We start from the raw sequence: 15,017 nt of genomic DNA on the forward strand, positions 1-15,017 counted from the left end.
AAATATTGAGCAGGATGTTATGTTTGTATTGCCTTTTTGTAATTCAATACATTTGACTTAATATGAAAATGCGAAAATTAATTCAGCGCATGATGTCTATAAAAATAATTGTTCATTTTTTCCTGTTTTTTTTCATAACCTTCTTTTGGGCTTGCGGGAAAAAAGGAAATGCAGCAATTCCTTTATTTCAACTGCAAACAAATACCGGTATTGATTTTATAAACAATGTTCAAAATGAAAGGGACTTTAATATTTTTACTTATAGGAACTTTTATAATGGTGGTGGAGTAGCTATCGGAGATATTAATAATGACGGGCTGGCTGATATTTTTTTTACTGCAAATATGTCAACCAATAAGCTTTACCTTAATAAAGGCAATTTTCAATTTGAAGATATTTCCGCAAAAGCAGGTATACAACAGTTACATCAATGGAGCACCGGAGTTGTAATGGTAGATGTAAATAATGATCACTGGCTGGATATATTTGTTTGCAATGCTGGTTACGAAAACAATCAGGTTCCGGAATGCAAACTCTTTATCAATAATCATGACCTTACTTTTACAGACTCGGCTGCTGCTTATGGTCTGACCAACCGAGGAGGGTACACAACGCATGCTGCATTTTTTGATTATGACCTGGATGGTGATCTTGATTGCTTTATTATTAACAATAGCTTTATTCCTGTTAATACACTTAACTATGCCAATAAACGTGACTTAAGAGCAAAGGATTGGCCTGTAGCTGATTTCTTGAAAGGTGGTGGCGATCACTTATACAGGAACGATAATGGAAAATATGTTGATGTAAGCGAAAAGGCAGGCATCCATGGTAGCCTTATAAGTTTTGGTTTAGGCGTAACGGTTGGTGATGTAAATGGAGACCATTACCCGGATGTTTATGTTTCGAATGATTTTTTTGAAAGGGATTATTTATATATTAACCAGAAGAATGGAACTTTTCATGATGATATAGAGAATTGGGTACAACATTCCAGCCTGGCATCGATGGGTGCAGATATTGGCGATATAAATAATGACGGATACCCTGATATATTTACTACTGACATGCTGCCCAGTGATGATTATCGTTTAAAAACAACATCTTCTTTTGATAACATTGATGTATACAGGCTTAAAGAGAAATCTGGATTTTATCATCAATTCATGCAAAACACTTTGCAATTAAACAACGGGAATGATAAGTTTTCTGAAATAGCTCACTACAGTGGTGTGGCTGCATCCGACTGGAGTTGGGGAGGCATTTTTTTTGATGCAGATAATGATGGCAATAATGATCTCTTTGTTTGTAATGGTATATACCACGATGTTACAAATCAGGATTTTATTGATTTTTTCGCCAATGACGTAATGCAAAAAATGGCTCTCACAGGTAAGAAAGAGCAGGTGGATACTATTATTAATAAAATGCCTTCTGTACCTATTCCGAATAAAGCATTTAGTAATAATGGTGATCTTACTTTCTCTGATAGTACTGATGAATGGGGGCTTGCTCAGCCTTCTTTTTCAAACGGATCAGCATATGGAGATCTTGACAATGATGGAGATCTTGATCTTGTAGTAAATAATGTAAATGAAAAGGCGTTTGTTTATAAAAATAATGGCGATAAGTTACACAGGAATAATTACCTGGAAATAAAATTAGAAGGTACAGCAAAAAACACTTTTGCAATTGGAAGTGCTATATTAGTGTATGCCGGAAAAGACATATTAACTCGTGAAGTAATGCCCAGCCGGGGTTTTCAATCTTCTGTTGATTATAAGACTGTCATCGGGCTGGGAAATAAGAAACCGGATTCTCTTCAAATTATATGGCCAGATCTTTCAATAACAACTATCAATAATCCAACGCTAAATAAGATCCTTTCAATCAGGTACAATGATACTACTGCCCGATATACAACAATACATACAGGTCCAAGAAAATCCAGCAACAGTGTCGCCCTGCTACAGCCGGTTGTGCAAAATTTCGAGAAACACACAGAAAATGATTATATAGATTTTTACGAAGAGCGTAATATACCGTTTATGCTTTCCAAAGAAGGCCCAAAAGCTGCTATTGGTGATGTGAACGGCGATGGTCTTTCCGATATATTTATAGGGGGTACCGCAGGCAATCCCGGCCAGATATATTTGCAATCAGCTAAGGGTTTCGTAAAAAAAGAAGAAGAAGATTTTAAGCGTTATGCAATGTTTGAAGATATTGCTGCATTCTTTTTTGATTGTGACGGCGACGGTGATCTCGATCTGTTCGTTGGTTCTGGCGGAAATGATCATCCGGTAGGTAGACTTGAAATGCAGAACCGCTTATATAGAAATGACGGTAAAGGAAATTTTACTGCAGATTCAAAAGCTTTACCTGCGAGTGGAATGAATAATGCTACAGTTGTTGCTGCAGATTTCGACGGCGATGGTGATGTAGATCTTTTCGTAGGAAGCCGCAGTATTCCGCAAAATTATGGCCCTTCACCTTATTCCTTTATTTACATCAACGATGGGAAAGGAATGTTTACTGATATAGCCAAAACAAAGAATCCAGATATCGCTAATATTGGACTTGTAACTGGCGCTATATGGGCAGATGTTACCGGTGATAAAAAGGAAGACCTTATCATAGTTGGTGAATGGATGAATCCACGTATTTTTTCTTTCACCGGAGATCATTTTACTGAAATAAAAACAAACCTATCCGACATGTTTGGCTTATGGCAAGCCGTTGCTGCTGCAGATCTGGATGGTGATGGTGATATGGATATTGTATTAGGAAATATTGGAGAAAATTTTTATTTGAAGCCTAATAATAATAATCCTGTTAAACTTTGGATCAATGATTTTGATAACAATGGAACTGTTGATAAAATACTTACCAGATCAGTTAATGGAAAAGATGTAACAGTGTTTTTGAAGAAAGATGTTACAGACCAAATCCCATCTTTACGCAAAAATAATTTGCGCTATGAAGAATTTGCTGATAAATCTTTTCAACAACTTTTTGCACCCGAGGTATTGCAGAAAACAGCTGTTAAACAATTTAATTATCCATCGTCATGTATTGCATATAATGAAGGAAATGGAAAGTTTAAAATAACAGCATTGCCACAACAGGTTCAGTTCTCCAGTGTAAATGCCATTCTCTGCACTGATATAAATAATGATGACAAAAGCGATATAATAATTGGTGGCAACAAGTTCGGCTTTCAACCGCAATTCGGACGCCTCGATGCAAGCTATGGTAGTGTGCTCAAAAATAATGGCAATGAAAATTTCAGCTATCTGGAATATGCAGAGTCAGGCTTACAGCTCGATGGTCAGGTACGGGATATAAAGCTTATCAATATTAAAGGAGAAAAAAATATTTTATTTCTCCGAAATGATGATTACCCCGCCCTATACAAGGCAGGATCTTTTAAATAAGTGCAACTGTAGTTATGCAAATAATTTTTTGGGTCTTTTGGATAGGAATTGAGCATCGTTGCGTCGCACACTTGTGCTGTTTAATTAATGGCAGCAAAAAAGATTAGTAAATAGGGTAATAAATTTTTGTTATCCATTTGGAAGTGTCAGGCTCATTTATCCTGTCCGTAATCATCGATTCAAAAGGTATAGCCGGTGCCGAATACTGGTGGTCCTGCATATAAAGGTCCATGGCGGTAAAAGCCTTTTTAACCGTACTTGCACCCCCCTTATTTCTGCTTCCAGTATCCTGCCCGGGAACATTCGTTTGAAAATGAATTCGTCTTCATTTTCTGTTGCTTTATTAACTGGTATTGCAACCATTGTTTCATAACTGTTATCAGAAGCTAACCTTATGTTTAGCATAGGTGGGTCTGTTTGTTTTATATTTTCTGCAGCAATATATTTTTTTAAAGAATTGACCATTTCATTAACAACTGTGTCTGAAGGATAAGTTTTGAAATATTGCTTCGTAGTAATCAATAAAGTATCAACAACCTGTATTTGTTTTACTACAATACCATACACACTTGCTTCTTCCTCTGCAAATTTTTTTGTATTCATCAATATGTTAGCAATTGTGGCTTTCAATTGTTGAGCTGTAAAATATTTTATAAGCCTTGTAAAAGGGTCGCTGCCTGTTTCAATATCTACGCGCCATGTTAGACCCGTTGAATCATTGCCTGCCTTAAAACATTTAAGTAAACTGCTCAATGTTATGCCTTGATCTTTGATGTTTATGGGAATATCTTCAAAAATGCCAGGTTGAATATGGAACGAAAAACCATTATAAACGAATTCGTTTAATTGCATTCCCATGCTGGTATTAAAAATCCGTGTCAAGCTTTCTTTATCTTGAAGGCGGCGATATAATCCTTTTGAATTGGCTTTAACTAGTATAGAATTATTTAATTGAATATGGGCAGGTATAAAAATATAAGTTGACAACACAATTAGGGTAATGAAAGCCAGAATTAATAACAATCTTTTTTTCATATAAGATCTTTGTAAAAAGTGCAAAATAATAAATAACAAAATATAGGCACCTCTTTTTAACCAATAACTGCTACTACTGTAAATAACTATTAAATTATCTTAAAGAAAATCTTTATTTAAAACTTCTGTCTTTGGTATTCGCTATTGGCAATTTATTTAGCTGATCCTGATGAAAATGACTTTTAAGTTTATTCTGCAAAAAAGCGATGGTCATAAATCATACTAAGAAAGTATTTAGTTATTAAAATCGGAAATTTTGAAAATAATAAAAGAAGCTAAAGGTTTTCCCTTTATCCTAAAACAGATATTATCATTCGGTGCATCATTTCCTATTGTAATTAATGCAAAAAGTAAGGGATTATGCGGAAGCATTTCAGTTCTTCATTAATTAAATTATTAATTCCATATAAAATAATTACCGAAATGAGTAAAATCATCTCTGTTCAATAAAGCCGGGGAAGCATCCCAAAAAAATTATCAAAAAAATACTAAATAAATTAGTGTTGATAATTAAAATTACTTTACTTTTACTGCCTGCTTAATTTTGAAACTATAAACAAATTAACATGAGTAATGCAGAAAAGCTAAAAGCGCTAAAGCTTACGATAGATAAGATAGATAAAGATTTTGGGAAGGGTAGTGTGATGATGATGAGTGATAAGGGAGACCGTAAAATGGAAGTTATATCTACGGGCTCCATCGGTCTTGACGTAGCATTAGGAGTTGGCGGTTTACCAAGAGGGAGGATTGTGGAAATATACGGTCCTGAATCTTCTGGTAAGACAACAATCGCCACGCATGTAATTGCAGAAGCACAGAAGAAAGGCGGTATTTGCGCTATTATCGATGCGGAACATGCTTTTGATAGTGCCTATGCACAAAAGTTAGGGGTGGATGTAGATAACCTTTTAATATCTCAGCCGGACTATGGAGAACAGGCTTTGGAAATAGCAGATCGCTTAATATTATCCGGGGCATTAGATGTTGTAGTAATAGATTCTGTTGCAGCACTGGTACCAAAAGGTGAACTGGAAGGGGAAATGGGCGATAGTAAAATGGGTTTGCAGGCAAGACTGATGAGTCAGGCTTTACGTAAACTTACAGCTACTATTAGCAAAACAAACACAGTCTGTATTTTTATCAACCAATTGCGTGAAAAGATAGGTGTAATGTTTGGTAATCCCGAAACAACGACCGGAGGTAATGCACTAAAGTTTTATTGCTCGGTAAGATTAGATATAAGACGTATTGCACAAATTAAAGATGGCGATGAAGCAATAGGTAATCGTACAAAAGTAAAAGTGGTGAAGAACAAAGTTGCTCCACCATTCAGAGCTACGGAGTTTGATATTATTTTTGGAGAAGGTATTAGTAAAATTGGTGAGATATTAGACATGGGTGTTGAATTGGGTGTGGTAAATAAGAGTGGCAGCTGGTTTAGCTATGATGGCAACAAACTTGGTCAGGGTAGAGATGCAGTAAAACAATTGTTGCACGACAATCCTGAATTGGCAGCGGAAATTGAAGGAAAGATCAGGGCAAAATTAATAGAAGCACAACCGGCAACTATTGCGGCTGAAGAAGAATAGAATTTACTATGGGTTAGTAAGTAGCCATTATGCTTAGCATGGTGGCTTTTTTGTTAAATAAAAGTGAGTTTGCTGCAAGTGCAATATCCTGTTATATGTACAAATAAATGATCAACGTTACCAAGCATAATACTGTATGGAAACTCAGTATTTATGCATCTTAAACGAAGATTGAAAAAGGTAATGAAAATATTGCTCACTTCGGTAATACTTGCGCTTAGATTAATTATTTGTTATTACGGTTATGCATTCACAGGCAATGAAAACTTCTATTTAAAGGTTAATAAAGAGGAAGATAATAAAGAAATAGAAAGACTACAGCGAATGGCTACGCAGGCAAAAATATTTTGCCGAATGGCTATAATCATTATATCTGCTTTCTCATTGATATGAAACTTCCAAGCGGTAAGAATCGATTTTTTACATATAACCTTATTGGAGATTCTGTTGTAAATGCTGGAATAGTTGCACATGGTTCCTGCAACCAGAATTTTCTTTCAGACCCTAAATTTTCTAATCAACCTGGTTGCGGCTGCACAGCTTTAGGCAAGTATGAAATTGGTTTTAAATATAAAGGCATGTTTGGCGCAGCATATAAATTATATGGACTCGACTCTACAAATAGTAATGCTTTTAAAAGAAATATCGGTTTGCATAGTTATTATTTAGTTCCTGATAAAGAAACTTACCTTTTACCGGTGTGCAACAGCCTTGGTTGCGCAATGGTTTCGTATAATTTTCTTTGCATGCTTTCAAAAAGTATTGACTCGGCCAGCAAACCAATACTTTTATGGATTTTTGAGTAGTTTTTAAGCTCAAATTGAATATTTTATAAAACATCTTAGATAATTTGCAAATAATATAAGATATCCCTTGAACCCCTTTTTACGATTTATGCCAACTTCATCACCATTTAACTATTCTGAAGAAACTAAAAGCGATTTCTCAGGTAAGCACATCTTGATTGCCGATGATGAGCCAATTAATATGATGGTTATTTCTAAAATGCTAATTGCAAGAAAAGCTACTATTTCTAAAGCTGTGAATGGCAATGAAGTTTTACAAATGCTTGAAAATGGTTTAAAACCAGATTTAATCTTATTGGACATAAAAATGCCTGAACTCGATGGTTTTATGACAATAGAACAAATAAGGCAACAGTATCCCACTCTTATAGTGCTAGCATTTACAGCTTCCTTTCTCGATGAGGAGTCCGAACAATTATTAATTAAAAAAGGATTTTATGGAAGTCTGTCCAAATCTTTTAAGCCCGATATTTTCTACACCAGAATATCTGAAGCTCTGGAAGCATTTTTTTAGAAAACAGACTTCCTTCCGCACTCTTAATAAAGATTAATCTTCTTCTTCATAAACAACTTTTTCTTTTTCCTTTTTTGGTAATTTATCTGCTATCTCATTAATAAGTTCTGCTACCAATGCTGTCCATCCCGATTGATGCGATGCACCAAGACCACGGCCCGTATCACCATGAAAGTATTCATAAAATAAAACAAGCTGTTGATTTTCGGGTTTATTGTAGAACCAGTTATCATTGCCGTGCAAACGGCGGTGCCCCTCACTATCCAGTTCAAATACACTGATAACTCTTTTCGTAATTTCCTGTCCCACCTGCTGAAGCTCCATAAAATTGCCTGAACCTGTTGGATATTCTATGGTTAATGTACCATCATAGAATTCGCCATATTTTTTTATGCTTTGGATAATTATATAATTAATAGGTATCCAAACAGGGCCACGCCAGTTACTGTTGCCCCCAAAAAAATCTGAAGTTGAATCACCGGGATCATACTGGATAGAATAGTTACTTCCATCAATGTTTACGGAATAAGGATGCTGCTCATGGTACTTTGATAATGCACGTATACCGCCTTGTGATAAAAACTCTGTTTCGCTTAACAGTCTTTGAAGTAATGCGATCAACCTTTCCTTTGGTACAAGAGACAGCAAAATTTTACCTTCTTCTGCACGCTCTTCATTGGGCCAGAACTTATGATTTTTTAAACGGTAGTTTTCAAACCAGGTAATACGTTTGGTAAAATCTTCAAGTTTGTGCAATACATTACGGTTTATTATCGAAACTGCAAACAATGTGGTTAAGCCAACAATACTTTGTATCCGCAATTGTATAGGCGGTGCGCCGGGTGCTCCAAGAATATCGTAAAAGAACTTGTCGTCATCATTCCACAAACCCATTTCATTTAATGCCTCTGCAATAAATACAAAATGTTCAAAAAATTTGGTGGCGGTATCTTCAAATGAAATATCATGCATCGCAATTTCAATAGCCATATCCATGAGATTAAGTGCATACATTCCCATCCAGCTTGTACCATCCGCCTGTTCTAATTCCATCGAACTGTGAAGCTGTATACTGCGGTTGAATACACCAATATTATCAAGACCAAGAAATCCACCTTCGAATATATTATTACCATTGGGGTCTTTTCGGTTTATCCACCACGTAAAATTTATTAACAGTTTTTGAAAGATGCGTTTGAGAAAAGCTATATCACCTTTACCTGTTTTTTCTTTTTCGATACTGTAAACCTGCAAAGCAGCCCAGGCATGCACAGGCGGGTTTACATCGCTGAAATTCCATTCATACGCAGGCAGTTGTCCATCGGGTTTCATATACCATTCCCTCATTATAAGAATAAGCTGATGTTTTGCATAAACCGGGTCGGCAACCGCCATCGCAATACAATGAAAAGCAAGATCCCAGGCTGCGTACCAGGGATACTCCCATTTATCAGGCATTAGTATTACATCCTGATTTTTCAAATGCGGCCAATCATGATTACGACCATGTTTCCTTTGTTCACTTAATGGTGCGATACCGTCACTTGTAGAAATCCATCTTTCAATATCATAATGATAATATTGTTTGCTCCACAACAAACCCGCCAAAGCCTGGCGCTGAATATTCCTGAGATCATCAGAAATATTTTGTGGAAAGATATCGTTATAAAATTCATCTGCCTCAGCCTTTCGTTGGTTAAATATCTGTTCAAAGCCTTTATGAAAAACATTATCTGTTAATGTATCGCATAAACGCAGGTAAATAACCTTGCTGCCACCAGCCTTTATAGTGCCGCTATAAACCGGTGAAAATTTAGTACCGCTTTTTTTCTTTCGCAGTGCATCAACATTCTTCTGCTCTATTATAGCATCATGAAATGCATCTTTCGTAAAAGGTGTTACGTTAGGCTTACTAAATAACTTTTCATTGTTGGTTTCATTTTCTGTAAAGAACCTGTCATTGGCTTTTTGAAAATGCAGGTAATAAGTACCAAGCCTTTCATGCGTTGCTTTTACCGTACAGTCATTTACTTCTTTTATTACAGGTTTTTTATCTATACCACCATATTGCCAGCGGTTATAGAACCATAATGTTGGTAATACAGTTATTGGTGCTGCCGTATTGCCGCGGTTAATGATCTCAATACGTATTGCTATATCTTTTTTGCCATGTTTGGCGTAGGTTACATAAACATCAAAATATTTATTGTTATCAAACACGCCTGTATCGAGTAATTCATATTCAGGCTCAAGCTTACTGCGTTTGCTATTCTCTTCAACTAATTTTTCGTAAGGAAATGCCTGTTGCGGATACTTGTAAAGCATCTGCATATAATAGTGAGAAGGAATATTGTCGAGATAATAATAAAGCTCTTTTACATCTTCGCCATGATTTCCCTGGTAATTACCCAAACCATATAAACGTTCTTTGAGAATTTTGTCTTTACCATTCCATAACGCTACACTGAAACACAGGTTCTGGAAAAAATCAGAGATACCTGCAAGCCCGTCTTCTCCCCAGCGATAAGCACGGGCATGTGCATGATTGAATGGAAAATAATTCCACGCATCATTATTCTCACTATAATCTTCGCGTACTGTGCCCCATTGGCGCTCTGATACATACGGTCCCCATTGTTCAAGTGGAACCTTTTTTGCAGCATTAACTTTCAGGCGCTGTTGTTCTGCGGTCATACCAATATTCGTTTGTCAAATGAATGAATACACTTTGCAAACAAAGCGTTTTCATTTTGACAAGGCAATCGTTCTAAGAAAACAATGAAATTAGCAATATCCCGCAATTTATAAAAGTTTAAGTACCTAAGCCCATATTTAGATTTTCCGTATAGAAGCCAGACATTTAGGGAGCCCGGCTTCAATTTTCTATTAGCCTTTCGTTGCGTCGCACTCTTGTACTGATGAATTGCTTTCAGCAATTAGCAGCCAGGATTCAATTATAAAATGCTATGCATGCTGATAACTCATAGCTCATAGATGTACCAAACGCACAAGTGAGTGACACAACAGGCGATGACATGAAAAATGAAAGCCGGGAACAAAAGAATAAAATGACCAGGTAATTATTTGTTGGGAGGGCATTTATAACTGGACAAATTTATAGATACACCAAAATGAAGTGTTGCAAACGCATCTTTCTGTAAGCTATTACCACGCTGCCGGCCCTTTATGCCAATGGGTGTGCCTGTTTCATAACTTCTGTCCTGCAATAAAAATTCAGGTGAAGGACTGCCATCTGGTAAAGTAGGAAAAGAGTTTGGATCAGCATAGGTTGTACTTACATCATCAATATAATCTGTATTCGTAAACCGGTAGGTTAATTCTGCAAACACATTAATATTTTCATTGATGCTGTATTTAAAGCCTACTGATAACGGAAAAGAAACACCCATAGTGCTGTAAGGAGCAGTTTTTACCGACGTATCCCGGCCCTGGCCTTCCGTACCTAACGGCCTTAAAAAATATTTTTGACCGCCGAGATAAGCATAAGGATCATAAGTAAATACACCCACACCTAACGAAACATAAGGAGTATAATTATATCCTTCAATACCGGGAATAAATTTAAAAAAATTAAAATACCCGCTTAATGAAGCTTCCCAAACGTTGCTATTGAAACTAAGGTTACGTCTTCTCTCTACTTCATTTTTACTATATATATCAGAATACCCAAGCCGGGAGTAATCTGCAGCTACTTTAAGCCCTGCATACTTATTAAATTGTTTTATAAAAAATATTCCACCGGAAAATTTTGGGCGGCTTATTGAAGCGGAAGTATTAAGGTCACCAAAATAATGCCCAAGACCAATTGCTACACCAAACTCTCCCTGGTGCACATTACTTTCATAAAGTTGAGCGTTTGCAGTAGTAGTTGCCAGGCCAATTGCTGCTGCAAGTAATATTTTTTTCAACATGTTTGCAAGATAGTTGATGTGGTATTAACGTGGAAACAGTCTTTTTCGTGTACTATTACTGTTAATGATTTTAATAAACCCATTCTGCAATTATTATACCGCTAATATTATTCTATTATGAACCATGTAAAGCCTTCCGCTTCAAGAGTAAAGGTTAGGTCAATTGTGTGATTGCGGTTGAGTTGATATCTTTTGGCTGGCTTGTCTTTTTCACTTACATCTGCAATAGAATTAAGACCAGTGTAGTACAACGGAACTTTTATGGTTCTCGTAATTTTTTCTTTCAATGGATTGTATAACAGGAGAAGCCCCTTTGTTTTTAAGTGCGGGTTTACATGTAAAATACCATCCCAATCGCGGCCATCTGCGCGACGCAAATGAATAATGTCTGAGTTGAGTATATCCCGGTATTTTTTATACCATGCAATTACGCTGGTTACTGTTTGTTTGGTCGTTTCTGCATCATATAATCTTGGCCCGCGGTAACAGGCCTGCACACCGGCGCCATAATATTGCATCATCAGTTGTTCATAATCCTTCAAATGTTCTGACAGCGGTTCCAAAACGGCTTCAGCCCCACCGCCCTGGTATTTAGTAAGGGGTACAAAACCCCAACCCATAGAAGGTGTTTTCTCCCATGTACCGTCATAAATATTTTGCCTGTTAAGTATTTTCTGGTTTTCTCTTGGTAAAGAAAAATTTACTTCGCGGTAGCCAATAGCTATTTTATTTGTACCATCCATAAAATACCAGTCAGGTGCATTTACATAGATGCCATGTTCATTACACCAGTGATAAAGGCCTTTTTGAAGTTCCATTTGTTTCCATTGACTATCATCCAAACCTTTATGACCGGGATGTGTCGTGGAAGCACAAACATCTCCCGGATAAGGACCATCATTTTCAAAAATGTTGAAACCGGTATTACTTAAAAAGTATTTGAGTTTTTCAAGATAAGCTAATCCCCACTTGCTGCCCATGCAGGGGGCGTTTCCAAAGAACGCTGCAGCATCAGGTTTGCCTGTTACAGGATCTATTACATCATCTTCATCACTGATCTTTCTGGAACTGAATAAAGAATAACTACCTATCAAAATGTTTTTGCTGTGTGCATAATCTGCCAAAAATTTCCATTGCTGAATATTAGCCGCAGATGTATCTTCCATATTACAATGCGAACCGAAACTTAAGATCAATGCTTCATAACCCGTAGCAGCACATTGATCTACTGCAGCTCTTACTTCTTCATCATTCTTACTTACAAGATGCATGAAGATGGGATTCTGTGTTGTCCATGGTGCAATCGTACTATACATCTTACGGATCATCAATCCGCGTCTTTCACGATCGTAACTATCCATTAACAATTCGCAGGTACGGACAGAAGTAAATGTTTCTCCTTTATTCAATTCAACACCCGTAACTTTTTCCGGGTATACTTCCAGTAAACATGGTGTTTGATAATTATAATTTACCTGCGAAGTATACACACTGTCTGTTTTCCAATGGGTGGTTTGATCACTGATATCATAACGCATGGCATTGTTGAATGCATAATTTGTTTCTACATAAATACCATGTTGTTTTTTCATTTGTTCCGGTGAACCAACTACTGCGCTTTCTTCTTCCACTAAAGCAAGCGATTCATTTACTACGCGATTAATAGTACAAACATTTCCATTGTTGGTAATCTCTACCCATTTTACCATTAGAGGAATACCATCATATAATTCATAGTGAACAGACACATTTATATCTTTTGTTATTTTCTGGTTAAGTGCATAATGAAAAACAAGTTCAACACCTATTGGCTGATTTTTATTGGATGCCCATGTTTTACATTGCCAGTTGAGTCTTGGTTTTATATCTCCTGATGTAATAGTTGTAAGATGAAAATCATTTGCATCATCTTTAAAATTTTTCAACCATTCAGGTAAGAGATATGCATTTTCTGTTTGCCCATACAAACCACCGATATTATATTCTTTACCATTGATTTTAATTCTTGCTTCCGGTTTTACAGCACGTAGTAATTGTTGCCCGTTACCCATATTGGTAAAATCTGTGCAAACAACATTTGGAGATATATGAAAACTCCTTTTTAATAATCCATTGTAAAGAATAATGTCTTTGCTATCTGCAGACCTGTAAACAGCAGCTTTCTCTAAAGGTTTTGTTATAAGCCAATCTTTAGGATTTGATAGATTGTTTTTATTGAATACCGGAAAATTTTGTTGACCAAATACAGGCAACACAATGATGATAAAAAAGAAAATTAATATTCTTTGCATAACAATTAATATAATATCACGGAAGTTTATCTATCTCAGGTGCAATGCCTTTTGCAGGCCTTGTAAAAACGTCTTTAGATTTTGAAACACCAACCTGGTTAAAGCCGCCACTAAACATGTAGAACCAACCATCTTCGCTGCCGCCGCCCCAATCGTAACGCTGATGCTTTTCTTCACTGGCAGTTGTAGTAAGTGTGCATTGCGTTAATTCTTTCCATTGCTGTTGCTTTGTTTTGATCCACTGGTTGCCATAGTATGCTTTAAAAGCATCATTTCCATTATCTGAAAAATTTTCTACAAATGAATAAAGGCCTGATAAAAGCTTACCGCCTGTTTTCGGTTTTTCCCAACTCGCTATCATGCGCCATTCATTATTTTCTGGTGCAAAATAATAGCCGGTATAAATTGTCTTATCAGCACCTGATACTTCTGCATGCACCAGGAATTTATACACAGTCTCTGTTTTCCAGTTAAACTTTAAATAACTATGACCGCCGGAACCCTCACCACCAAAGGGTTCTGAAAGAATGTCATTACTGCCGTTCTTCAATAATTTTACGGCGTACTCAGAAGGAATTTCAGTTGGGTTATCTGTGTTGTAATTACTCCATACTGCAAAAAGAATTCTTCTTTCTGTTGGTGAATTTACCTGTATGCCAAAGTACCCACCATTAAAACCATTTACCATATAATATGCATTCAGGTTATCATAACCTGCCGGAACTTTTATTTCATTGTAAAACCATTCTACTTCATCACCTTCCTGTATTTTGTATCTTAAATGCGTAGAGGCCGCACCGCGATACTCACTCTTATTATACTTTAAACCTTCTGTTGCATCGCCTGATAAAACAAAAGAAGCAACATCAGGAAAATAAACACCACTCTTCTTTACACCCTGCATATCTATATGCACATACCCTGTTTCATTAATATCAAACATTCCGATGCTGATATTTTTAAAGTCTGCTGATTTTGGAATACTTACTTCAGTTTTTTTATTTCCAATACTAACGGATATAATACTATTTCCAACAGGCGATCTTGCATTGATGCTTATATTCACTTTTCCTTTTGTTGTAAACAATGCATATGTTTTGATAACCTGTTTTTCTGAAGACCATTTATGTAAACCTGTTTCATCAATTACTACACTGTCACTTACATCTGCAACTGGCGTTACATAACCATTGTTAAAAAGCGTTACTACATTATTGCGGGAAATATTTGTAATACTTTTTGTTTTTGCACATAGAGCAGTTGAAATAAAAAATAACAGTGGAATAAATTTCATGCAAGTGGTTTATAAAATTTAATTTATTAAAATAATATTTTTGTGACAAACAGTAGTATTTCATAGCATCTTCGTTGCGTCGCACTCTTGTACCTTTTATCAATGCTCAACAAAGTGCAAGG

General features: G+C 36.2%; 10 protein-coding genes. 5 read left to right on the top strand and 5 right to left on the bottom strand.

The window, feature by feature from the left end:
• The first annotated feature begins 62 nt into the window (after positions 1–62).
• A complete protein-coding gene (locus tag FRZ67_RS15375) occupies positions 63–3,434 on the top strand; it encodes a VCBS repeat-containing protein (protein ID WP_225975356.1) in 3,372 nt (1,123 codons plus the stop codon).
• Between the two features lie 171 nt (positions 3,435–3,605).
• On the opposite strand, the gene FRZ67_RS15380 is transcribed toward FRZ67_RS15375, so the two are convergent.
• Complete coding sequence (locus FRZ67_RS15380) at positions 3,606–4,292, bottom strand: hypothetical protein (protein WP_147190828.1); 687 nt, start codon at positions 4,290–4,292, stop codon at positions 3,606–3,608.
• Between the two features lie 743 nt (positions 4,293–5,035).
• On the opposite strand from FRZ67_RS15380, the gene recA reads away from it, so the two are divergent.
• From recA to FRZ67_RS15400, 4 genes are all read left to right on the top strand, one after another.
• Complete coding sequence (gene recA / locus FRZ67_RS15385) at positions 5,036–6,058, top strand: recombinase RecA (RefSeq protein ID WP_147190830.1); 1,023 nt, start codon at positions 5,036–5,038, stop codon at positions 6,056–6,058.
• 153 nt (positions 6,059–6,211) lie between these two features.
• Complete coding sequence (locus tag FRZ67_RS15390; protein WP_147190832.1) at positions 6,212–6,451, top strand: hypothetical protein; 240 nt, start codon at positions 6,212–6,214, stop codon at positions 6,449–6,451.
• Positions 6,448–6,864 (top strand): murein L,D-transpeptidase catalytic domain-containing protein, encoded by a 417-nt coding sequence (locus FRZ67_RS15395; RefSeq protein ID WP_147190834.1) that lies wholly within the window; start codon positions 6,448–6,450, stop codon positions 6,862–6,864. Before FRZ67_RS15390 ends, FRZ67_RS15395 begins: the two co-directional genes overlap by 4 nt.
• Before the next feature lie 88 nt (positions 6,865–6,952).
• Positions 6,953–7,378, top strand: a complete 426-nt coding sequence (locus FRZ67_RS15400) for a response regulator (RefSeq protein WP_147190836.1) — start codon at positions 6,953–6,955, stop codon at positions 7,376–7,378.
• A gap of 33 nt (positions 7,379–7,411) precedes the next feature.
• Here the strand turns inward: FRZ67_RS15400 and FRZ67_RS15405 are convergent, their stop codons facing one another.
• From FRZ67_RS15405 to FRZ67_RS15420, 4 genes are all read right to left on the bottom strand, one after another.
• Positions 7,412–10,072: an MGH1-like glycoside hydrolase domain-containing protein gene (locus tag FRZ67_RS15405; protein WP_147190838.1), complete on the bottom strand. Its 2,661-nt coding sequence runs from the start codon at positions 10,070–10,072 to the stop codon at positions 7,412–7,414.
• A gap of 386 nt (positions 10,073–10,458) precedes the next feature.
• Entirely contained in the window at positions 10,459–11,310 is an 852-nt protein-coding gene (locus FRZ67_RS15410; protein WP_225975358.1) for a DUF6089 family protein, read from the bottom strand.
• 107 nt (positions 11,311–11,417) lie between these two features.
• Positions 11,418–13,601, bottom strand: coding sequence for an alpha-galactosidase (locus FRZ67_RS15415; RefSeq protein ID WP_147190840.1), 2,184 nt, complete (start codon positions 13,599–13,601; stop codon positions 11,418–11,420).
• Positions 13,602–13,617: 16 nt separating this feature from the next.
• On the bottom strand, positions 13,618–14,895 hold the full coding sequence (locus FRZ67_RS15420; RefSeq protein ID WP_147190842.1) for a DUF3472 domain-containing protein: 1,278 nt from the start codon (positions 14,893–14,895) through the stop codon (positions 13,618–13,620).
• Positions 14,896–15,017: the final 122 nt, after the last annotated feature.

It is taken from the genome of Panacibacter ginsenosidivorans (assembly GCF_007971225.1).
Lineage (GTDB): Bacteria > Bacteroidota > Bacteroidia > Chitinophagales > Chitinophagaceae > Panacibacter > Panacibacter ginsenosidivorans.